This window comes from Paenibacillus sp. CAA11, assembly GCF_003060825.1.
GTDB lineage: Bacteria > Bacillota > Bacilli > Paenibacillales > Paenibacillaceae > Fontibacillus.
On sequence record NZ_CP028922.1, the window covers coordinates 3,662,327 to 3,683,817 of the forward strand.

18 protein-coding genes, 1 tRNA gene and 1 pseudogene are annotated in these 21,491 nt (G+C 46.0%); 5 read left to right on the forward strand and 15 right to left on the reverse strand.

Going from position 1 to position 21,491, the window contains the following annotated elements; translation table 11 throughout:
* Positions 1-227: 227 nt before the first annotated feature.
* From DCC85_RS17120 to DCC85_RS17160, 9 genes are all read right to left on the reverse strand, one after another.
* Entirely contained in the window at positions 228-818 is a 591-nt protein-coding gene (locus DCC85_RS17120; protein WP_108466665.1) for a non-ribosomal peptide synthetase module, read from the reverse strand.
* 213 nt (positions 819-1,031) lie between these two features.
* The gene (yihA, locus tag DCC85_RS17125) at positions 1,032-1,646 is read right to left on the reverse strand and encodes a ribosome biogenesis GTP-binding protein YihA/YsxC (RefSeq protein WP_108466666.1); all 615 of its coding nucleotides are present in this window, start codon (positions 1,644-1,646) and stop codon (positions 1,032-1,034) included.
* A 15-nt stretch (positions 1,647-1,661) separates the two neighbouring features.
* Positions 1,662-3,998 (reverse strand): endopeptidase La, encoded by a 2,337-nt coding sequence (gene lon / locus DCC85_RS17130; RefSeq protein WP_108466667.1) that lies wholly within the window; start codon positions 3,996-3,998, stop codon positions 1,662-1,664.
* A 157-nt stretch (positions 3,999-4,155) separates the two neighbouring features.
* A complete protein-coding gene (gene lonB / locus DCC85_RS17135; RefSeq protein WP_108466668.1) occupies positions 4,156-5,868 on the reverse strand; it encodes an ATP-dependent protease LonB in 1,713 nt (570 codons plus the stop codon).
* 161 nt (positions 5,869-6,029) lie between these two features.
* Entirely contained in the window at positions 6,030-7,145 is a 1,116-nt protein-coding gene (gene ispG / locus DCC85_RS17140) for a flavodoxin-dependent (E)-4-hydroxy-3-methylbut-2-enyl-diphosphate synthase (protein WP_108466669.1), read from the reverse strand.
* Between the two features lie 119 nt (positions 7,146-7,264).
* The gene (clpX, locus tag DCC85_RS17145; RefSeq protein WP_108466670.1) at positions 7,265-8,521 is read right to left on the reverse strand and encodes an ATP-dependent protease ATP-binding subunit ClpX; all 1,257 of its coding nucleotides are present in this window, start codon (positions 8,519-8,521) and stop codon (positions 7,265-7,267) included.
* A gap of 12 nt (positions 8,522-8,533) precedes the next feature.
* Entirely contained in the window at positions 8,534-9,124 is a 591-nt protein-coding gene (gene clpP / locus DCC85_RS17150) for an ATP-dependent Clp endopeptidase proteolytic subunit ClpP (protein ID WP_108466671.1), read from the reverse strand.
* 279 nt (positions 9,125-9,403) lie between these two features.
* On the reverse strand, positions 9,404-10,795 hold the full coding sequence (tig, locus tag DCC85_RS17155; RefSeq protein ID WP_108466672.1) for a trigger factor: 1,392 nt from the start codon (positions 10,793-10,795) through the stop codon (positions 9,404-9,406).
* A gap of 177 nt (positions 10,796-10,972) precedes the next feature.
* A complete protein-coding gene (locus DCC85_RS17160) occupies positions 10,973-11,809 on the reverse strand; it encodes a hypothetical protein (RefSeq protein ID WP_234414482.1) in 837 nt (278 codons plus the stop codon).
* A 243-nt stretch (positions 11,810-12,052) separates the two neighbouring features.
* On the opposite strand from DCC85_RS17160, the gene DCC85_RS17165 reads away from it, so the two are divergent.
* Positions 12,053-12,126: transfer RNA gene (locus DCC85_RS17165), tRNA-Arg, on the forward strand.
* A 78-nt stretch (positions 12,127-12,204) separates the two neighbouring features.
* Here the strand turns inward: DCC85_RS17165 and DCC85_RS23740 are convergent.
* The gene (locus DCC85_RS23740) at positions 12,205-12,327 is read right to left on the reverse strand and encodes a hypothetical protein (RefSeq protein WP_442789548.1); all 123 of its coding nucleotides are present in this window, start codon (positions 12,325-12,327) and stop codon (positions 12,205-12,207) included.
* 238 nt (positions 12,328-12,565) lie between these two features.
* Positions 12,566-13,201: a phosphatase PAP2 family protein gene (locus tag DCC85_RS17175; protein WP_234414218.1), complete on the reverse strand. Its 636-nt coding sequence runs from the start codon at positions 13,199-13,201 to the stop codon at positions 12,566-12,568.
* A 466-nt stretch (positions 13,202-13,667) separates the two neighbouring features.
* Between DCC85_RS17175 and DCC85_RS17180 the strand changes: the two genes are divergently transcribed.
* The 3 genes from DCC85_RS17180 (at position 13,668) to DCC85_RS17190 (ending at position 16,479) form a co-directional block, all read left to right on the forward strand.
* Positions 13,668-14,591, forward strand: coding sequence for a prenyltransferase (locus DCC85_RS17180; RefSeq protein ID WP_108466675.1), 924 nt, complete (start codon positions 13,668-13,670; stop codon positions 14,589-14,591).
* 211 nt (positions 14,592-14,802) lie between these two features.
* Positions 14,803-15,918 carry a PsbP-related protein gene (locus DCC85_RS17185; protein WP_159081914.1) on the forward strand — a complete coding sequence of 372 codons (1,116 nt, stop codon included), beginning with the start codon at positions 14,803-14,805 and terminating at the stop codon, positions 15,916-15,918.
* Between the two features lie 81 nt (positions 15,919-15,999).
* Positions 16,000-16,479, forward strand: coding sequence for a glutathione peroxidase (locus DCC85_RS17190; protein ID WP_108466677.1), 480 nt, complete (start codon positions 16,000-16,002; stop codon positions 16,477-16,479).
* Between the two features lie 122 nt (positions 16,480-16,601).
* On the opposite strand, the gene DCC85_RS17195 is transcribed toward DCC85_RS17190, so the two are convergent.
* From DCC85_RS17195 to DCC85_RS17215, 4 genes and pseudogenes are all read right to left on the reverse strand, one after another.
* Positions 16,602-17,981, reverse strand: coding sequence for a helix-turn-helix domain-containing protein (locus DCC85_RS17195; protein WP_159081915.1), 1,380 nt, complete (start codon positions 17,979-17,981; stop codon positions 16,602-16,604).
* Positions 17,982-18,152: 171 nt separating this feature from the next.
* Positions 18,153-18,725 (reverse strand): GNAT family N-acetyltransferase, encoded by a 573-nt coding sequence (locus DCC85_RS17200; protein WP_108466679.1) that lies wholly within the window; start codon positions 18,723-18,725, stop codon positions 18,153-18,155.
* A 107-nt stretch (positions 18,726-18,832) separates the two neighbouring features.
* Positions 18,833-19,524 (reverse strand): annotated as a pseudogene (gene pstA / locus DCC85_RS17205) (phosphate ABC transporter permease PstA); the annotation flags it as partial.
* A 328-nt stretch (positions 19,525-19,852) separates the two neighbouring features.
* Positions 19,853-20,560: a Crp/Fnr family transcriptional regulator gene (locus DCC85_RS17215; RefSeq protein ID WP_108466681.1), complete on the reverse strand. Its 708-nt coding sequence runs from the start codon at positions 20,558-20,560 to the stop codon at positions 19,853-19,855.
* Positions 20,561-20,670: 110 nt separating this feature from the next.
* On the opposite strand from DCC85_RS17215, the gene DCC85_RS17220 reads away from it, so the two are divergent.
* Positions 20,671-21,348, forward strand: coding sequence for a lactate utilization protein (locus DCC85_RS17220; RefSeq protein WP_108466682.1), 678 nt, complete (start codon positions 20,671-20,673; stop codon positions 21,346-21,348).
* Positions 21,349-21,491: the final 143 nt, after the last annotated feature.

The window sequence follows — 21,491 nt, forward strand, 5'->3', positions numbered from 1 at the left end:
ACGTCATTCACTTCCCGAGGGAATAATCTCTCGCAACATCTCCATGTCCTGAGTGAATCCTGGTTCCTATATTCTTTTCAACGAGATTAAAAATAACATCTATTCGTGACAAATGCAACACTTTTTTCACTCATTTTTAAAGATAGGCTCTTCCTAAATTTGAAAACTGTCAAAGAAATAGGCCCCCCCTTTGTAAAGGGCAGACCTTATTGATCACTACTTCTTATTTAAGCCTCAAGAGCGAACAGCCGCTTCGTCTTCAGACGGAGCTCGTCGTCAATCCATTTGACCGTTTCAGGCTCAACGGAGGCGATTCTTAAATCGAGCAGAGCATTGATGGATTGATGGATACCCAGGATCTCCATCTCCACACCGTTACGCTTGAACATCCGCGTAAGCTGCCCCATCGTATCCTTATGTTCGTAGATCAAATTGCAGGCCTCAGGCTGTGATTCCTCCATAATTCTGATAACCTGGCCTTCTTCATAAACATACACCATTGTAAATCCTTCATAAATACGGTTAACCCGGCCGCTGCCTTTACATTCAGAGAACATGCGCCGGACTACATTAGTCAGCTTAAGGGAACGCAAGCGGAAAGACAATTCACACACATAGGCCCCGTCTTTGATGTCAAAAGACAACTGCACTTCCTCACCCTGTTCATCGGCCAGTACAACAACCTGTCCTCCACCATCCAGAACCTTGACCATTTGATGGACTTGTGGATCATTTACACGATGAACAAACTCATTTAATTGAGCTTCCGACAACCGCATACTGGCTTCTACATACTCTGTGGCTATCCGCTTAGCCATAAAAATCTCCTCAATTCTTTTAGCTATCCTTTAGTATAATTATACACTACCCATTAAACCCTTTGCTCGGCAGCTAAATCATGATTTTCCATCGAATTTCATAATATACCGCATTGAGGTCGACTAAGCTCCACAGATTCACCTGCATGCTCACTTTCCTGCTGAAAGTTCTCTTGTTCCCTTAGCTATTTAAAGGCAATTCTCAAAAATTTCTTAAGATTCAGACGAAACCTGTTCTCCTTCGTCCTCCATATAACGGCTAATTACGCCCCATAGCTCATCTTTACCAACGCCTTCCTCCGAGGAGAACATGACCAGCTCATCTCCTGCCCGCAGCATAAGACCCTCTTTAACCACTTTAAGATGCTTTTGCCAACGGCTTTTAGGAATCTTATCGGCCTTGGTTGCTACCACACATACAGGAATATTATGATGCTTCAGCCAGTCATACATCAGCTCATCATCCTTGCTTGGAGGATGGCGAAGATCTATCACCTGAAGCACCAGCTTTAGCGGCTCGCGCTCGGTCAAATAGGTCTCGATCATTTTACCCCAAACTTGACGAAGCGACTTGGATACTTTGGCAAATCCATAGCCTGGCACGTCTACAAAATACAAATCATCATTAATCCGGTAATAGTTCAAATGCTGAGTCTTCCCGGGTGTCGAGCTTGTTCTTGCCAGGTTCTTACGGGCAATCATCCGGTTGATCAGTGAAGACTTTCCCACATTGGAACGCCCTGCCAGAGCAATCTCCGGCAAGGCGTCAACAGGATACTGATCAGGCCGGACCGCGCTAATAATAAATTCGGCCTTGTTCACTTTCATTATGCTTAACTCCTTCTAATGCACTCCGCTTTGTTCCACTAGTGCATGTTTGAGTACCTGATCCATATGAGATACCGGTACAAATTCTACATCGTGCTTAATGCTGTCTGGAATTTCCTTCAGATCCCGCTCGTTATCTTTAGGGAGCAATATCTTCTTATAGCCAGCCCGGTGAGCGGCGAGCGACTTCTCCTTGAGGCCACCAATGGGCAGAACGCGTCCACGAAGCGTAATCTCTCCAGTCATCGCTACATCCTTAGAGACGTGCCGGTTCGTAAGCGCAGAGATCAATGCCGTAGCCATAGTAATGCCAGCCGACGGACCATCCTTCGGTATCGCTCCTTCAGGGATGTGAATATGGATGTCGTTCTTCTCGTGAAAATCCGCAGGAATCCCCAGCTCTCCAGCCTTGGAGCGCGTGTAGCTAAAGGCAGCCTGAGCTGACTCCTTCATCACATCTCCAAGCTTGCCGGTCAGCGTAAGCTTACCCGTCCCTGGTACGACAGTCACTTCAATGACGAGTGTCTCTCCACCAACCTCTGTCCAGGCAAGGCCCGTAACCGTGCCGATTTGATCCTCAAGCTCTGCCATACCATAGCGGAACTTGGGCGTTCCTAAGTAATCCTTGACTTCATCCGGCCCAATAACAATCTGTTCCTCTTCACTGGATACGATCCTCTTCGCTGCCTTGCGGCATAAAGCCGCTACCTGCTGCTCCAAGTTCCGCACGCCGGACTCCCGAGTGTATTCACGGATCGTGCGCAGCAATGCCTCCTGGCCAATCTCAAGCTGCTCAGGGTTCAGGCCATGATCGCGCTTTTGCTTTGGTAGCAAATATTGTTCGGCGATTTGCAGCTTCTCCAGCTCCGTATAGCCTGGGATATGAAGCATCTCCATCCGGTCAAGCAGCGGCCTTGGGATATTATGCACCGCGTTAGCCGTCGTAACGAACATCACATTGGAGAGATCGAATGGAATCTCAATAAAATGATCGCTAAACGTATTGTTCTGTTCGGGATCGAGCACTTCCAGCAAAGCTGCGGAAGGATCGCCTCGGAAATCCGAGGCCATCTTGTCGATTTCATCCAGCAGAAAGACCGGATTGGCTGAGCCTGCCGTCTTCATTCCTTGAATAATACGGCCAGGCATCGCTCCGACATAGGTGCGCCGATGACCGCGAATCTCGGCTTCATCACGTACGCCGCCAAGCGAGATTCTGACGAATTCCCGCCCCAGAGAACGCGCAATCGAGCGGGCGAGCGAGGTTTTCCCTACCCCTGGAGGGCCGACAAGGCACAGGATAGGCCCCTTCAGCTTCTTCACCAGCTTCTGTACGGCCAAATATTCTAGCACCCGCTCTTTTGGCTTATCCAGTCCATAGTGGTCTTCATTAAGAATCTGCTCCGCTCTGTCCAGATCAAGATCATCCTCAGTCAAATGGCTCCAAGGCAGAGACAGCAGCCAGTCTACATAGTTGCGGATTACCCCGCCTTCCGCAGAACTTGCAGGCATCTTCTCCAGACGGTCAATCTCCTTGGCAACCTTCTCATGGACCTTCTCTGGAAGCTGCTTCTCTTCCAGCTGGGCACGAAGTTCCTCCACTTCGCCGGCACGGCCTTCCTTGTCGCCAAGCTCCTTCTGAATGGCCTTCATCTGTTCACGCAGATAATACTCTTTCTGCGTCTTCTCCATCTGCTTCTTCACGCGCTGGCTGATCTTGCGCTCCAGCTCCAGCACTTCACGTTCATTATTTAAAATGTCAAGCAGCTTCTCCAAACGCGCTCTGACATCAATGGTCTCCAGAATCTCCTGTTTGTCTTTGATCTTTAGAGCCAGGTGGCTGGTAATCACATCGGCAAGACGCCCCGGCTCTTCAATATCGGAGACCGCTGCAAGCGTCTCGGGAGTTACCTTCTTGGACAGGTTAATATAGTGTTCAAATTGCGTTAGCACAGAACGCATGAGTGCGTCAATTTCCGGGTCCTGGGACTGCTCCTCGGGCCGCTCTTCCGCAAGCACCTCGTAATATTCTTCATTATCAAGATACTCCATAATTTCAGCCCGTTCCATGCCCTCCACCAACACGCGAATAGTTCCATTCGGCAGCTTCAGCATTTGGCGGACCTTAGCTACGGTACCAATTCGAAAAATATCTTCCTGTGTAGGCTCTTCAATGTTCACTTCCGATTGAGAACATAGGAGAATCAAGTTATCGTCAACCATCGCCTTTTCCAGCGCCTTAACCGACTTCTCACGCCCTACATCCAGATGCAGTACCATACTGGGATAGACAAGAAGACCGCGCAAAGGCAGCAGGGGAAATCGACGGCTCTTGGACTTATGATGTCCCATCGTTTCGCACCTCCATGGGTTCTCAGGTACAATCACGCCAACACTTTCCTATTTGGAGTGATATCATTCCTATTTTATCAAATGTTCCTTTAAAACACCAACGAACAAGCGGCTGCCATTAGAGCAGCCGCGTGCTAAAGGGAACAGCCGCGTGCTCCTACAGCGAACCGGATGGCGGTGATTCCGCATGAAGGTAGGGAGCTGGGGCAGGATTGAAGAGATCGGCCGTTTGCGAGTGTTCCAGCTCTTGTGTTTCTTCCGGCCCGAATATAACTCCAAAGGCCTCGGTTATCGTCTCCACGGGGATTACCCGCAACCCGTCCAACCCTTCGAATAAGGATTGCCAGTTCTCCTTCGGGATAATCACCGTCTTGGCTCCGGCCTGGAAGGCTGCCTCCGCCTTCGCAACCACGCCGCCGATCGGCTTGACCTTTCCGTGGATACCAAGCTCTCCTGTCATCGCGATCCGATGATCTACGGGAACCTTGCGAATTGCGGAAGCAATCGCTGTAGCGATCGCTAATCCGGCTGAAGGACCATCAATAGGAGTCCCCCCAGGAAAGTTGATATGAATATCATACTTGAAAGGCGCAAGCCCAATACTCTTCAGCACGGTCAGCACATTTTCCACCGATCCCTTGGCCATGCTTTTACGACGTAACGTCCGGCTGCCTCCGCCAATTTCCTCTTCATCCACTACACCTGTGATGTTAAAGGTACCCGTCTTGCCCTTAGGCACAGGAACCGCCGTCGCCTCGATCTCAAGCAGTGTGCCCATATTGGGCCCATACACGGCCAACCCGTTAACAATGCCAATCTGCGGCTCTTCCGCTACTTTTTTGTCCGGACGCGGAGTAAGCTGGCTGCTTGTAGCCACCCATTCGAGGTCGGAGGCTCGAAGCTCATTGCGCTGCTCCGTCAAGGCAAGTCCTGCGGCTAACTGGATCATATTCACCGCCTCACGCCCATTGGTGGCAAACTTTTTAACCACCTCAATCGCTTCAGGACATGGCGGGAAGCCGATTCTCTTCACTGCATCTTCTGAGATTTGTGCAATCTCATCCGGCAGCAGCGGACGAAAGAAAATCTCCATACACCGTGAGCGAAGCGCTGGCGGAAGCTCTTGTGGAGATCTTGTTGTTGCGCCTACCAACCGAAAGTCAGCAGGAAGACCATTTTGAAAAATATCGTGGATATAGGCAGGTGTCCCATTGTCCTCGGAATTATAGTAAGCACTGTCGAGAAAGACTTTCCGGTCCTCCAGCACCTTCAGTAACTTGTTCATCTGAATCGGATGAAGCTCCCCAATTTCATCAATGAACAAAATCCCCCCGTGCGCCTTCGTTACAGCTCCGGCCTTAGGCTGAGGAATTCCTGCGACCCCCATAGCCCCCGCACCTTGGTAAATGGGATCATGCACCGAGCCGATCAAGGGGTCTGCGATTCCCCGCTCATCAAAGCGGGCCGTTGTTGCATCAATTTCCGTAAACTTAGCATCCCCTTTGAAGGGAGAGATTGGGTTCTTCTTCGCTTCTTCCATCACCACACGAGCGGCTGCCGTTTTGCCAACACCCGGAGGCCCGTAAATAATGACATGCTGCGGATTGGCACTGCAGAGAGCCGCTTTCAGCGCCCGCAAGCCGTCCTTCTGGCCCACGATATCCTTCATGCTTGCCGGCCGTGTTCGTTCAGCCAGCGGCTGAGTGAGGGATACGGCCCGAAGCTTGCGCAGCTTATCCAGCTCTTTGCGGGATTCCCGATCAACAGCACTGCGATTTCCTTTCTGGCTCCGCAGCAGGTTCAAGAAGTACATTCCTATAATCACCGCAAAAAACAACTGCACCATCATTACAACAATACTCCAGTTCATGACTTGGCTAACCTCCCGTATACTCCATTAGCTTTAATAAATGGTAGTATAGCCTTTTCAGGCTGAGCTAAACGCCCGGCTCACTGTTTTTTTGGAAGATTCCCCTTATGGAGTATTAAAAAACAGCGCAGAATAGCTGTTAAGCTTCTGCGCTGTTCTATTTAAGATGAGGCTACTCCGTGCTTACGGCCCGGAATTTCCCCGGTCTTCTCATACACCTCTACAATATGGTCAATTTCCTTCTTAAGCTCGGATAGGAGCTCGGCTTCGGGAACCTTGCGGATCATCTCCCCATAGCGGAACAGCAAGCCTTCGCCTCGGGCTCCAGCAATCCCGATATCGGCCTCTCTGGCTTCCCCCGGTCCGTTAACCGCACAGCCCAATACAGAGACTTTGATAGGAACCTTAAGATTGGAAATATAATCTTCCACTTCATTAGCCAGCGAGAAGAGGTCGATATCAAGGCGTCCGCAAGTCGGACAGGAGATCAATGTCGCTGCATTGGAGATCAGTCCAAATGTCTTAAGCAGCTCTCTTGCAACCTTAACTTCCTCTACAGGATCTGCACTCAAGGAGATTCTCAGCGTAGAACCGATTCCCATGGACAGCAAAGCACCAATTCCCGCAGCGCTCTTAATGGTTCCCGAATAGATCGTTCCTGCCTCTGTAATCCCAAGGTGAAGCGGGTAAGGAATAACCTCCGCTGCCTTCCGGTAAGCCTCAATAGCCATAGGAACGTCCGAGGCCTTCAGAGACACGATAATATCATGGAAGTCCAGCTCTTCCAGGATTCCAATATGAAAAAGTGCGCTCTCTACCATGGCGTCCGCTGTGGGATAGCCGTACTTCTCCAGCAAATGGTTCTCCAAAGAGCCTGCATTAACGCCAATCCGGATAGGAATGCCGCGCTCTTTACAAGCATTAACAACGGCTTCAACTTTCTCCCGTCGTCCAATGTTCCCCGGATTGATGCGCACCTTATCAATTCCGTTCTCAATGGCCAGCAGGGCAAGCTTATAGTTGAAATGAATATCTGCTACCAGCGGAATATGAATCCGCTTCTTGATCTCCTTGATCGCAGCTGCAGCCTCTTCGTTGTTAACCGTAACCCGTACAATTTGGCAGCCAGCCTCTTCCAATCTAAGAATTTCTGCAACAGTCGCTTCTACGTCAGCCGTCTTGGTCGTGCACATACTCTGTATGATCACTTCATTGCTGCCGCCAATGGTCAGATTCCCGACTTTGACAGGCCGCGTATCTTGTCTCAGAAATGTCATTTCAGATCTCTCCCCTAAAGCCAAAGCTCCACCCTCTAACAAAGGCTCCAAAAAGAAGCCCCGTTTGGGAGGGTGGAGGATTCAGCATCTATTTGGTCACCTTAGCCATTCAAACTTGCTTAGGCGCTCTCTTCTTGTTTCTTGCTTTTTTGCGATTGCAGTTCTGGAATGATCTTCTCTTCCACAACCTTCTCAGTAATTACACAGCTTGTGATATCGTCACGAGACGGAACCTCATACATTACATCCAGCATAATGCCTTCAATAATAGCACGGAGTCCACGCGCGCCGGTATTCCGCTTAATAGCCTCGCGAGCAATCGCTTCAAGTGCTTTCGGCTCAAATTCCAAATTAACGTTATCCAGCTCCAGCAGCTTCTGATATTGCTTCACAAGCGCATTCTTCGGCTCAGACAGAATTCGCACGAGCGTCTTCTCATCAAGCGGCTCCAAAGTGGAGATAACCGGCAGACGACCTACAAACTCAGGAATCAGACCGAATTTAAGCAGATCTTCCGGCAATACCATTTGCAGGTATTCCCCTGGCTTCAGATCCTTCTGCCCGTCGGAACCCGCATTAAAGCCGATGACCTTCTTGCCGACGCGGCGTTTGATCATTTGCTCCAGACCATCAAAGGCACCGCCGCAAATGAACAGAATATTGGTTGTATCAATTTGAATAAATTCTTGATGCGGATGCTTGCGCCCGCCTTGCGGAGGCACCGATGCTACCGTACCTTCCAGAATCTTCAGCAGAGCTTGCTGAACACCTTCTCCGGACACGTCACGGGTAATCGAAGGATTCTCGGATTTACGAGCAACCTTATCAATTTCGTCAATGTAGATGATGCCGCGTTCAGCCTTCTCTACATCATAATCTGCTGCTTGAATCAGCTTCAATAAGATGTTCTCAACATCTTCGCCTACATAACCCGCTTCGGTCAAAGAGGTTGCATCTGCAATAGCAAAAGGTACATTCAAGATCTTAGCCATGGTTTGAGCCAGCAGCGTCTTCCCTGAACCGGTTGGACCGAGCAGAAGAATGTTACTCTTCTGAAGCTCAACATCTTCAATTTTGCTGCCTGTATTTACACGTTTGTAGTGGTTATACACCGCAACAGACAATGACTTCTTCGCTTGTTCCTGACCGATTACATACTGGTCCAGGATGTCACGGATTTCACGAGGTTTTGGAATCTCTTTGAGATCCAGCTCTTCTTCGTGACCGAGCTCCTCTTCTACAATCTCCGTGCATAGCTCGATACACTCATCACATATATAAACGCCAGGACCTGCAACCAGTTTACGAACTTGGTCCTGTGACTTGCCGCAGAAAGAACATTTCAATTGGCCTTTCTCGTCATTAAATTTAAACATCTGAACACCCCTTTATGAAATGATGGGCTTATTAATAACCTGATCGATGATCCCATAAGCCTTAGCTTCTTCCGCGCTGAGGAAATAATCGCGGTCCGTATCCTGCTGTATTTTATCAAGGGATTGACCCGTGCGTTCAACGTAAATTTGGTTCAATTTCTCTTTGGTCTTCAAGATCCAATCCGCATGAATTTTGATATCTGCGGCTTGACCCTGAACACCACCCAGCGGTTGATGAATCATCACTTCGCTGTTCGGAAGCGCAAACCGCTTGCCGGGTGCTCCTGCAGTTAACAGAAGGGAGCCCATGCTTGCGGCCATGCCTACACAGATGGTAGACACGTCTGATTTGACAAATTGCATCGTATCATATATACCCATCCCCGCTGTAACAGAACCACCCGGGGAATTTATATAGAGATGGATGTCTTTGCCGGGATCTTCGGCATCCAAAAACAACAATTGAGCAATGACCAGATTAGCTACTTCATCATCAATTGCGCTGCTGAGAAAAATGATCCGGTCTTTAAGCAGCCGCGAATAAATATCGTAGGACCGCTCTCCCCGATTCGTTTGTTCAACAACCATAGGTACTAAGCTCATGTGACCGACCCCTTTTCCTTAGCATCTCACGATTCGCTTACATCATTATTTTAACATGTTCAATGCCCCATGTCATTTTTCACAATTGATACAGTGTATCGAAATCCCAATTATTATATGCAGCCAACAGCACACCACCGCATATGGTAATTACTGTATTTGTTTTTATTGAAAAATTAAGGCACGCAATGAATCTACGTGCCTTAACCTTCATAGGTTTCATATGAAATTTACAAGGTGTCAGAAGCAACGCTTCTGTCCAAGCGCCTATAGTGATTATTACTCTGCAGAAGCCTCTTCAGAAGCAGCCTTCTTGGTTGTTTTCTTAGCAGGCTTCTTAGTCTCTTTAGCTTCTTCCTTAACTTCTTTTTTAGCTTCAGCAGGAACTTGCTTGCTGTTAGCTACAAGGAACTCGATCGTCTTGCGAAGTTGAACCTCTTCGCGGATGCTGCCCAGCGATCCGTTCGCAGCAAGGATATCGCGAATTTCTTCAGAAGTACGTTTGTACATTTCAGCCATATTATTGAGCTCTTCAGTAACTTCGTCCTCAGAAACTGTAATATTCTCTTGCTTAGCGACTTGTTCCAATACCAGGTTGTTACGAACACGCTTCTCAGCGTCACCTTCCATTTGCTCTTGCAGCTCGGACAGAGTTTGTCCAGAGAAGCTGAGGAACATGTCCAGATTCATGCCTTGAGTGCGAAGACGGTTGTCAAAGTCGCGAACCATGTTTTGAACTTCGCCAAGAATCATCGGTCTTGGAATTTCAACTTCAGCATTTTCGCCGACCTTGTCCACCAATGCGGATTCAGCAGCGGCTTCGTTTTCTTTTTCCTTACGGGAAGCCAGTTGCTTCTTCAAGTCTTCTTTATATTCTTCAAGAGTGTCGAACTCACTGACGTCCTTCGCAAATTCGTCGTCCAGTTCAGGAAGCTGTTTACGTTTGATTTCATGAACCTTAACCTTGAATACAGCTTCTTTACCAGCCAGATCTTCCGCATGATAGTTCTCTGGGAAGGTTACAGTCACGTCTTTAAAGTCGCCAGTAGCAAGACCTACGAGCTGTTCTTCAAATCCAGGAATGAACTGTCCGCTGCCAAGCTCCAGGGAATGACGCTCTGCTTTGCCGCCTTCGAATGGAACACCATCAACGGAACCCTCAAAGTCGATCACTACAGTGTCGCCGTTCTGAGCTGCTTCTTCGTCGATAACGACCAGCTCAGCATGACGCTGTTGCAGACGCTCAAGCTCTTGAGTCAATTCCTCGTCTGTAACTTCGGAGCTTGCTACAGAAACTTCAACACCTTTGTAGTCTCCAAGTTTAACTTCAGGCTTAACCGTTACTTTAGCTTTAAATTTGAAAGATTGTCCTTTAGCAAATTGCTCGATATCGACATCAGGACGGTCTACCGGGAAAATGTCGGTTTGCTCGACAGCTTCGGTATACACTTCAGGAAGCAAAATATCGATGGCGTCTTGGTAGAGGCTCTCCACGCCATAACGAGCTTCGAAAATAGACCGAGGCACTTTACCCTTACGGAAGCCAGGCACGTTCGCTTTCTTCACCACTTTATTAAAAGCTTTATCCAGCGCCGCCGTTACGCGTTCCGCTTCGACTTCAACCTCGAGAACGCCGAGGTTCTTCTCTATTTTTTCCCAAGTTGCTTTCATTTTATGCTTTCCCCTCCAAAATTGATCACATTACTGAAATGAAGAACGAATCGATGTTATCCGTTTTCAGTCCGCCTGATTCATTTTCACGTTCAGAATAACCACTATATTATACTCAACAATGTATCTTTTTACAAGTGTTCCGATAGAAGACAAGACATTCCAGCGCCTGTCATTCTACACGCTCATCCCTTTGGATGCAAATTGCTTCATAGAACGATAGGCTTGTTCAAATCTAAGCCGCATAGAATCCGTAATTCCGTATGCCATTCGAATCTCTTCATCACTCCGGTTATCGGCCAGGCTCTCGGCCACAGTCTGATGAAGAGCAGCCGCCCAAATATCTAGTGAAGCGTCCTCTTCGCTCTGTATGGAGTGATAATCCATCGTCCCATACACCGCCATAACAAACTGATACCAGAATTCCTGTGCAAAATAAAATAGAGTTGGATCATGAATCTGTGCTTCCTGACCGACCCGTTCGAGAACACTCTGTACAGAATCGGGGAAATCTCCGGGCCTTAATGGCACCGTCTCAATCTCTATAGTCACAAGTTCCTGACCGCGCATAAGCTGTACTGTACCTTGAATTCCTCTTCTTCGCAGGGTCTGAAGCACGCGAAACTGCAGCAGCGGATGGTGCTCTCTGCCAGCAAGCCATGTGAGCAACGCTTCGTCTATATCGGGTGCTTCAAGATGTGCGAGCTGCTCTAATGCCAGAAATGTATGCTCAGACAACGGCTGATTCGTCACTACGTTCAGCATCTTCATCGCATAGCCCTGATCCTCAGCAAGCTTGGCTTCAGCATGTCTACGAGCAAGATCCTCCTCGCCCTCATCCTCCTGCTGCCAGTTCGAGCGTTCCTCAGCGGACCCTTTTACTCCAGGAAAAGCATCCTTAAGCCATTCAAGCAGCGCCCGCCACTCATCATAATGGTGTGGATCTTGTCCCTGGCACTGAAGCAGAAATTCCAACAGATCTACCGCTTCCTGGTAGCGTTCAGTTTCCAGCATCCGGGTCAGCTCCACTTGATAGTAATCCAATGTCTTCGGAAATAAGACGATGTTGTCTTTGCCCCGATGTTGAAACCCGCTGATAAGAGCACCTCCTCTCTTCGATCATTTGCTCAAATTATTTGTAGATTATAGCACAGACCTTTGAAAAAGTTAAAATATGCACTTATAAATTTAGCTTGCTTACTGGCCACATATGTGCTATATTATTTATTGCTTGAATTTTCACATATTATATATCATGTCCCAGTAGCTCAGCTGGATAGAGCAACGGCCTTCTAAGCCGTCGGTCGGGGGTTCGAATCCCTCCTGGGACGTAAGACGAGAGACTTCCAACTGGAAGTCTTTTTTCGTATTTTCTTTGTTTCCCCCTGTTTCCCCACCTCAGAAATCGATTAACTACTGTCAGCCCCGGCTTCAACTAACAGCTTGACAATTCCCAAGTTACCGCTTCGGCAGACTATATGTAGAGGCGCCCCATCTATAGGAGTCTTATAATTTGTAAGTTTCTTATTTATGCGCTAGGCTTAGCATGGACGAGCAAGCGTTGAACCAGCTCTATAGCCTCATTGTAACTAGCCGTATGTAAATCTTCTTTTTCAATCTTAGCCGGCAAAATAGATCAACCCTCTTCAATGTAAAATACGAATAAAAAAATCGCCAACCCGGTAATGCGATTTACCGAAGGTGACGATTTAAAAAAAATCATATCATGTTCTCCAAATCCTATCCATTCCCACCATGAATCCTAAAAGCTTAAGCCCCAAACCCTCGCGCTTGTTTGGCAGTTCTTCTGGAACGGACCAAAGCCGGAATGGCTTTGATTAGCAAATTGTATACTTCTACTAACGCAATCCCTGAGACGACATCCAAAATAACATGCTGCTTCATAAAGAGGGTTGAAATGATGATCAGCAACGACATGCCGCAAATCAACGTCGTATTTAATCGATTTCGTGCAGGACTTGTAAGAATCATCCGCATTACCATGTAACTAGAGAAGCAGTGTATGCTCGGGAAACAGTTAAAAGGTAAGTCCCGGTTATATATATAGCGGACCAGATCAGAGAATACGTCATTGCCTATGATCACTGGACGAGGAACTGTTGTCTGAAACACTAAGTAAATCCCATAGCATGTCATAGCGCAAACTGTGTAGATCAGCAATGATTTATAGTAAGATTTGCGGTCTTTAAAGAAGAAGTATACGATGCAGACATAAATATAGAAAATCCATACTCCATAAGGGAGAGCAAAATACTTAATGAAAGGAATTGCTTCATCTATAGGTGTCATTAGAGAATAGACGCGCTCCGCAGGTCCGTTGACAAGCTGGTACAGAGCGCCAAGCACCGGGAAAATCAGCATTAGCAGCAACGGAGAAAAGCGCATTAGCTGCTGCTTTGTAAACCAAGAATTTGATTTATTCACGTGAACATCAATACCTTTCCATTACATATTCATGCCGACTACTCATTTTACTTCCCGGAGAGAAAACCTTCAACACTTTTCTTAACACTCCGATAATAAATGCCTTGCCTAAACTTCACTTCGTTTCGTTATGATCAAAAAACTGGTAGACAACGGGCATCCGCAAGCGGTAATACGACAATAAAGAGGGAAATAATTTATTCTATTGTAAAAGGCCCCTAGGGGCTTTTTTTCAGTTCCATGTTTGATCCCATAATATCTAGGTTAATTAATTTCGTTAAGCTCTATTACGATTCCTTAATATGTTCAGGTCAATACTTTATAATGCTTACATTTCCTCCGGAATGCAGGAACCAATATATGGGAACTCTATAGCTGACTCAAGTAAGTACTTAATCAGTAGTCTGTTAGCGAAAGGGTGTATGTTATGAATCTGCTCAAACAATTGACCCAGGCCTCCCGTATGCACTTTGTTCCTATTATGGTGATTTGTGTAGTTCTCGGAACGCTGGCTGCATATTTATGGAACGATGAATTTCATCCTTGGAGATTTCTGCTAACACTAGTTGGTGCTTCAGCGGCCCATATGTTCTCTACCATGTATAACGATATCTGGGATTACCGGAGCGGTGCAGACTTGGCTGCCTTGGCATCCGAAGAAGCACTGTCAACGGATTCCGGTTATTTAACCAGAAGCGTCTGGAAGCACTCCATTTTTGTAACGGTGACTTGGTCCATGCTTGGAATTGCTGCAGGATGCGGACTCATCTTATATTTCTTAAGCGGACCTGGCGTTCTATTGCTGGGACTAATTGGCGGCTTGCTGGCCTCCTGCTATGTAGCTCCTCCGATCCGCTATGGCTATTGGGGAAGAGGAACCAGCGAGTTTGCCCATGTGCTCTCCTTCGGTCCTCTGCCGGTTATGGGATCATACTACGTCCAGACCTCCCATTTCGATACCCGGCTGCTGCTGCTGTCCCTGCCTGTCGGCCTGTTAACCACGCTTACCTTCTTTAATCATCATTTTCTCCACTGGAAAACCGATAAAGAGGTTGGCAAGCACACCCTGGTCGTCATGTGGGGAGAAAAGAAGTCGTTCCGTCTCTCTCCCTTGCTTCTCATCATGGCGTACCTCAGTCTGGCCATCTGCATATTCTGTAAAGTCCTTCCTGTATATGCTATCGTTGCCTTGTTTAGTGCATGGCCGTTAGGAAGAATGTACGGGGCCATGAGAGTAAGCAGAAGCCTGCAGTCTTATCAATCACTGATGGGATTGTCCCTTGAGGCAACACTTCGCTGTGGAATGATCATGATTGCCGCATTATTCATACAAAGCATGGCCGGACATTAACAGTGAATCTATAGCTTAACAACGTTTCAACAAAAACTGACGGAATCTAGGTCGATAGTCATGATAAATAATGGAAACTGGAATTTTTTCATCTAATTTCATGGGCTAATCGATTCATTTTTCCGATCAAAAACCTCCTAATGCCGTAATTTCAGCCCAAATATGATAAGTTAGAGACTGACAAAAAGATATACAAGAGAGGGAGAATTTAGTGAAAAGAATAAAAAAGATGCACTACAAACTTATGATTCTGACTCTGGCGGCCGTGTTCCTGATTGCTGGCTGCAGCAGCAAGTCAGATAGCAAGAACAGCAATAAGGATACCAGCACCAACACCACTGCCGCTGCCAACACTTCGGCCAAGGATAGCAAGAAGACTGAAGAGAAGGATGAAGGCAACGTCCTAAAGTCATCAGATGACAGTATCCAAATTACCCTTCCAGATGGCTGGAAAGAGGACAGCACCCTTAACAATATGGCCCTGATTGGAGCATCACAGCGTCTGAAGGATAAGTACGTTCTAGTGACTCCAATATCCAAAGCAGATATGAGCGATAATGCGACACTTGAAGATTTCCACAAACTGTTCCAGGGCAATATTCAAATTTCCCTTCAGAACTATAAAGAGATCGAGACAAAGGATATTACCATTGACTCACAACCAGCTAAATTAATCGAATTCTCCGGTTTAGCTCAAAATGTAAAAGTGCACTATTTAGCAGCACTTACAAGCAAAGGCAATTCATACTATCAAATTGTTACCTGGTCTTCCGAGAAAAAGTTTGATGACAGTAAAGAGGACTTCATGAAGGTGATTGAATCCTTCAAAGTGCTCAAAGATACAACTGCAACCGCACCGGCTGCATCGAATAGCACAACCAAAACTCAAACTTTGAAGAACAGCGACGACAGCATTGAAGTCAAAGTACCGTCCAATTGGAGTACTGGATTAAACTTATCTCCGGATGCGGATATTCAGGCAGCAGCTCCTGCTAGCGAAGACTATATCGTTGTTCTTAGGGAGAGCAAGACAGATTTCCCTGACAATGTAACACTGAATGACTACTACAAGGTCATCCTAGATAACATGAAGGGGTCCATGACCAATCCAGAACAAACAGAACCTAAACAGGTTACTATTAACGGTCTGAAGGGTATGCAATACGAACTTACTGGTGAAGTGGATAAGATTAAGATCAGCTACCTGATTACCATTCTTGAATCCGACAAGAACTTCACCCAAGTGCTGTTGTGGACCCGTGCGAATATGATGGATCAGAAGCGTCCAGGCTACACAGATATCGTCAACACATTTACAGAGAAATAATCATTTCACTTACAGGCTTGAGCAAGAGCAGGGGAATTTCATTTCCCCTGCTCTGCTTTATTTATATGAAGGAGGAACAGTATGTCCGAAATTTACTCTTTTCAAGTAACAACCATTGATGGCCAAAAGACGACACTAGAAGCATACAAAGGCAAGGTGCTAGTGATCGTCAATACCGCCAGCCGTTGCGGCTTAACCCCTCATTATCAGGGACTACAGCGCCTTTATGATGCTTACAAGGATCAGGGCCTTGTCGTTCTTGGATTCCCATGTAATCAGTTTGCCGGCCAAGAGCCGGGTACCGAGGAAGAGATTAAGGAATTCTGTAATTTGAACTACCAAGTTTCCTTCCCCCTCTTTTCCAAGATCGATGTCAAGGGCGAGAACGCCCATCCTCTATACACTTATTTAGTGAACCATACCCCTGGACCGTATAGAACAGGTGAAATTGAATGGAATTTCGTGAAATTCCTGGTGGACCGTAAAGGCCATATTATCAGGCAGTACAGTGCTCGGACAGAGCCAGATGCTATTGAAGCCGATGTGCAAAAGCTGCTGTAGAGTGAATGATAAACTGGTTAAGATATGAAAAAGGGGAATCTTACGATCCCCCTTTTTCATATTAATTCAATTCCCCACCAGCACCATGAGTTAAAAGTGTAATGAGCGGGCTGCTATAAACACTAACTGCAAACAGAAATCCCATCGATAGCAACAGTTTGACTTTTTTCATGTTCCCAAGCCTCCTTACAAATATAATTATATTTATATTGAAGGTCTGTGCTGACATATTCACGATATCTCTCAAATAGAAGCATAGAGTCGGCCATTAAAGCCTTGTCTTGAGTAGTTAGCAAAATATTCAGTCTATATAAATTATATTTAGCCCCTTCGTCATAATTCATCGTTTTAAAACAATATTCAGAATAAACTCTACAAAAGTTCTCGTATCGTCGTAAACTGAAATGTTCTTTATACTGTTTTTTTAGAGTTGTAGGATTAAAACAATTATATGTCTCTAGTTCTTCCGCGAACAATTCTAGAAGACTATCAATCTCAAAGGAGTATTTTAGCGCGGACTCCAACAAAGTGACCAAACCTTCCATAATTTCAGAAGGATGATCTTTTAGATAATTTATGTACCGTGGAATAGCTTGAACATTACCCATTTTAATTTCAATGGACATTAGATTTGCTTCCGCATAGCTGCTAAATAGATGAACTGCCGATTTCCCTAGATCATTCAAACCTTGAAACCAGCTTAGATCCTTATAATGTTCGATCCATTTCTTCGCTTGTTTAAACATTCCTCTATTCTCAAAAGATCCTGCCTTAAGCAAATAGGCTTGTCCATAATAATAGATTAAAGGATATTTGGGCTGATATAACTCTTGACTTTCGCTTCCGGAAAATTTGTAAACCGCCTGCGATAGTTCAATCAGCTCATCTGTCATTAACTCCATATCTCCCCATTGCTGCTTCAGATAATACATTTCAGCCAGCATCAGCAAACCGTCAAGCGCCAAAGGCTCTGGCAGCCGCTTGCGATAATTCAAAAATCGCATGGCGGTTTCTGTAGACTTCTGCCCATCCTTCTCGAAAATTTGAAACAGCCGCAGGTGGCTGATCGCCAAACGTTCTGAGTGGCTTGATTGCTCGCTTTCTATGATGTACTCATATAACAAAATGGCTGATGGATAATGCCCTCGGAGAAACATCTCTTCTGCGGCATCAAATACTGCCGGATTGTGAGACAAACGCTCAGCCAGACAGGTTAAAATATCTCGGATGACATCCAGTTTCTCCAATTCGGCACACCGGATCAAGAATGGCCTAAGACGTCTCCAGTTCGGAGCCACTAGCACAAAGCATTCATCCACAAACAGGGAGTAAAGTGCGCCTTCAGAAAGCCCCATAGCCTGCGTAATCTTATCCAGCTGAGAAACCGATAGCGGCTTGGGCGGATTCCTATTTAAGATGGCGCTAAATGTTCCGCGGTTAACCCCGGATAGATCAGCGAGCCGCTTAACCGTAATATCAGTGTCTCGAATATAATCTTCCATGACTGTACGTATCGTGGCTGTAGCATTCACACAAACACCACCCTCATAACAATCATTTAGCAACCATCCAAATATTTGAATAATTTCATTATATGTACAAGCTTACAGGCCGTCAACAAAAAAAGACCCTTATTCAGGGTCTTTTTCCAGAAAGGTCATTATCAATATCATTTATAGCTTTCTAGCTTTGCGCAGTCTATACTCATCCTCCAAAATACTCATGATCACAGAATCGTAATATTGATGGTTATAATATAAAGCTTCCCGCTGGATGCCTTCCTCTACAAAGCCCAGCTTTTTGTATACATGCCGGGCCCGCTCATTATAATCAAAGACATTGAGCTCAATTCGGTGCAAATTCAATACGCCAAACGCATAGTCAAGCAGAATATCCATGGCTTCACTGCCATACCCCTGCCCTTGATGCTCAGTTGTGATTGCAATCCGTATGCCAGCAGAACGGTTACTGTGGTCCACATCCATCAGCTGGATATCTCCCACAGGTTCATCCGTCCTTTTATCGACAATCCACAATAGCACTTCCGAAGCATCCTGTCTTTTGGCTTCCAAATAGCTGCGAGTCGCTTCTTGCCCAAAAACCGGCTTCGTCCCCGTTAATCTCCGAACCTCATTGTCGTTAAGCAGGCTGAGGTATAACTCTGCCTCCTGTGCCTCAATAGGACGCATGTAAACCTTATATCCTTCCAAAAACTTAGCAGCACCTTCTTGTTGCATATCGACCATCTAAATATCACCACCCCGATTTTTCACTAATTCTATATGAAATCCAGGTTCGCTAACAACGTAAAATTCGATTTATATTCAAAGTTTCTCCAATCCGAAGGGAAGCGCTAGCGCTTTAATTTCCGGTTGTTGAACCAAAGTGGGATGCGGAACAGTAAGTTAATCAACAGGACGACAAATACCAGAACGGCAGCTGACTTATCGGCAATCTGCCTTGCATCTTCTACGATAGCCTGGGACTGTACATACCATAGATGAACTGCGAGCGTCTCACCGGAAGTGCTCAGCCCCGCCGTCAGGATGATGACTGCGGATTCCCCAAAGGCCCGGCCTGCCACAAGCCACACTCCTGTAACGATGGCGTGCAGCGGCACGGGAAGAACTACTGTACGGATCACTTGGAACTTGGTCATTCCGAGCGCATAAGAAGCATGCCTAAGATCTTGCGGAACAGCGCGAACCGCTTCCTCTGATACGCGGGCCAGCATAGGGAGATTTAAGACAGCCAAGCTGACAGCCCCGCCAAGAATTGTAAGGCCGATGTCAAAATACTCTGCGAAGTCGCCAGGCCAAGCAGCCCAAATACGATCGAAGGAACGGAAGACAGCGTCTCCACGCAAATTCTCAGCACCTGAGTAAATTTATTGTCAGGCGCATATTCAGCCATATAAATTCCGGCACCGATCCCTATCGGAATGGAGATGATCAGCGACAGCAGCAGAATATAGAAGGAATTGAACAGGACAGGACCAATACCTCCGCCTACATCGATTTCCTCAGGGAGCTTGATGAGGAAATCCCAGCTAGATTCTCCTAGCGGTCAAAGACATATCCCCATTTCTGGAGATATCGTCGTACCTTTTGAGTAAATCAAAGAAATGGTTGCCAAGAAGCAATCCCTAATGGAAGTAGAACAAAGTGGGTCCAAAAACCGAGAAACTCTTGGGATTGACGGACGCTCAGATAAAACAAGGAAATGGAGAGATAGCTACATGCCGCAACATGAGGTGCGAAGCACCTGGCTTCGGGCCAAATCAACCCGAAGTTACAGGGTTTGGGGAAGGCACTCCCCAACAAGCAATTTTTGAGATTTTCCCGTAAGGGAAAATCTCAAAAATGTGCATGTGTCAATACACTTGCCCTGCTTGCCGGTTAGTGAACATCTTTTCTACTGCTTTTTGCAATAGCTTAAATTCGTTTCTATAAAAGTCAATCAAGCCGTCCCGCTTCATCCATGCAAGCTCTCTGGATAAAGCACTTCGATCTACATCTAAATACTCAGCCATCGCTTCTCTATCAAAAGGAATAGTAAAAGTTTCTGTTCCAGTTTCACGCATAACTCTTGTTAAATAAGTTAAGACCTTATCCCGAATAGTAGGCATAATCAGACAATCATTTCGGTCATGCAGTTCTAACGCTCGTTCTGCAATACTATCAAAAAGATTACCAAGTAATTGTTCGTGTGCCATACATAACTTCGTACAACGGCTCAATATGTTTTTGATAGGAATAAACAGAACCTCAAGTGGTTCTATTGCCTGTACTGACATAGGGCATCTTCTTCCACGGCTAGCCGCTGTTAAAACTGCGGTATATCCACCCGGATAATGGAGGGATACAATAATTTGTTTTCCCGTGACGCTCAATTTCGTACTTTGAGCGCTACCCTGCAATATAATGCCGACATCATCAACTAAATCGCCCTCACGGACAACCATCTCATCTTTTGCATATTCTTTCCGTGTGGCTGACAGACATTTAAGCATTTTGGGAATATCATTTGGGGAAATCCCCGAAAATAAACGTGATTGACATAGGGAATCTAAATTGTTCATGAGAGGATCCTCGTTGCACGTGCAACATACTTTTTCTTTTTACTATACTATATTAATCATAAACACACAAAGTTAGTCACCTTTTCTAACGTCAGAATGGAGGAAAAACAATGCAAGGGAAAGAAAATTCAATAAAAGCGAGAAATCGACTTTTAGCCTCAAAGGTTATTAAAAATCTGCAAAGCAGAAAGTTTGAGGCTTATTACTGTGATAACGCCATAGAAGCTGTAGAAAAGGCTCTGTCATTTATTCCGGAACATTCTTCGGTATCATGGGGTGGGTCAGTCACGCTTGAGGAAATCGGGCTTCTTAATCGAGTACGTCAAGGCAGCTATATAATCACTGATCGTGATAAAGCGCAAACAATGGAGGAACGTTATGACCTCATGCGCCAATCTCTTTTGTGCGACACCTATTTAACGAGCTTTAACGCCGTTAGCGAAGATGGCATATTGGTCAATATAGACAGTGTGGGCAATCGAACAGCGGCGATTACCTTTGGACCGAAAAGTGTTATTGCTATCGTTGGGATGAATAAGGTTTGCAAGACCGCTGAAGACGCAGTTATAAGAGCCAGAACATATGCGGCCCCCATTAATGTATACCGCTGTTCGTGTTCGTCCAGCCCATTTTTACATTCGCCTCAAAAAACGCCCTGCTTAATCAATGGTGCTTGCGGAGATTGTAAAACAGATGATTGTATCTGTTCTTACATCGTCCAAACAAGAATGTGTAGAACGGCGGGGAGAATAAAGGTTATCCTCGTTGGTGAATCTTTGGGATTTTGAATAAGGATATAGTTTAATAGCTGCCAAACGGCATATAAAAAAAGCCGCCTACGGATAAACCTTGGCTGAAACTTGTTTATACGTTCACGCAACCTTTTCCTAGTTAACGTTGTAGTGTCAAGGTGACACCAAATGAATCGCTT

Excerpts from the sequence above, each read along its gene's own strand:
- DCC85_RS17120 (WP_108466665.1), bottom strand. The coding sequence starts at position 818 with ATGGCTAAGCGGATAGCCACAGAGTATGTAGAAGCCAGTATGCGGTTG.
- yihA (WP_108466666.1), bottom strand. The coding sequence starts at position 1,646 with ATGAAAGTGAACAAGGCCGAATTTATTATTAGCGCGGTCCGGCCTGAT.
- lon (WP_108466667.1), bottom strand. The coding sequence starts at position 3,998 with ATGGGACATCATAAGTCCAAGAGCCGTCGATTTCCCCTGCTGCCTTTG.
- lonB (WP_108466668.1), bottom strand. The coding sequence starts at position 5,868 with ATGAACTGGAGTATTGTTGTAATGATGGTGCAGTTGTTTTTTGCGGTG.
- ispG (WP_108466669.1), bottom strand. The coding sequence starts at position 7,145 with ATGACATTTCTGAGACAAGATACGCGGCCTGTCAAAGTCGGGAATCTG.
- clpX (WP_108466670.1), bottom strand. The coding sequence starts at position 8,521 with ATGTTTAAATTTAATGACGAGAAAGGCCAATTGAAATGTTCTTTCTGC.
- clpP (WP_108466671.1), bottom strand. The coding sequence starts at position 9,124 with ATGAGCTTAGTACCTATGGTTGTTGAACAAACGAATCGGGGAGAGCGG.
- tig (WP_108466672.1), bottom strand. The coding sequence starts at position 10,795 with ATGAAAGCAACTTGGGAAAAAATAGAGAAGAACCTCGGCGTTCTCGAG.
- DCC85_RS17160 (WP_234414482.1), bottom strand. The coding sequence starts at position 11,809 with ATGCTGGAAACTGAACGCTACCAGGAAGCGGTAGATCTGTTGGAATTT.
- DCC85_RS17175 (WP_234414218.1), bottom strand. The coding sequence starts at position 13,201 with ATGCGCTTTTCTCCGTTGCTGCTAATGCTGATTTTCCCGGTGCTTGGC.
- DCC85_RS17180 (WP_108466675.1), top strand. The coding sequence starts at position 13,668 with ATGAATCTGCTCAAACAATTGACCCAGGCCTCCCGTATGCACTTTGTT.
- DCC85_RS17190 (WP_108466677.1), top strand. The coding sequence starts at position 16,000 with ATGTCCGAAATTTACTCTTTTCAAGTAACAACCATTGATGGCCAAAAG.
- DCC85_RS17195 (WP_159081915.1), bottom strand. The coding sequence starts at position 17,981 with ATGGAAGATTATATTCGAGACACTGATATTACGGTTAAGCGGCTCGCT.
- DCC85_RS17200 (WP_108466679.1), bottom strand. The coding sequence starts at position 18,725 with ATGGTCGATATGCAACAAGAAGGTGCTGCTAAGTTTTTGGAAGGATAT.
- DCC85_RS17215 (WP_108466681.1), bottom strand. The coding sequence starts at position 20,560 with ATGAACAATTTAGATTCCCTATGTCAATCACGTTTATTTTCGGGGATT.
- DCC85_RS17220 (WP_108466682.1), top strand. The coding sequence starts at position 20,671 with ATGCAAGGGAAAGAAAATTCAATAAAAGCGAGAAATCGACTTTTAGCC.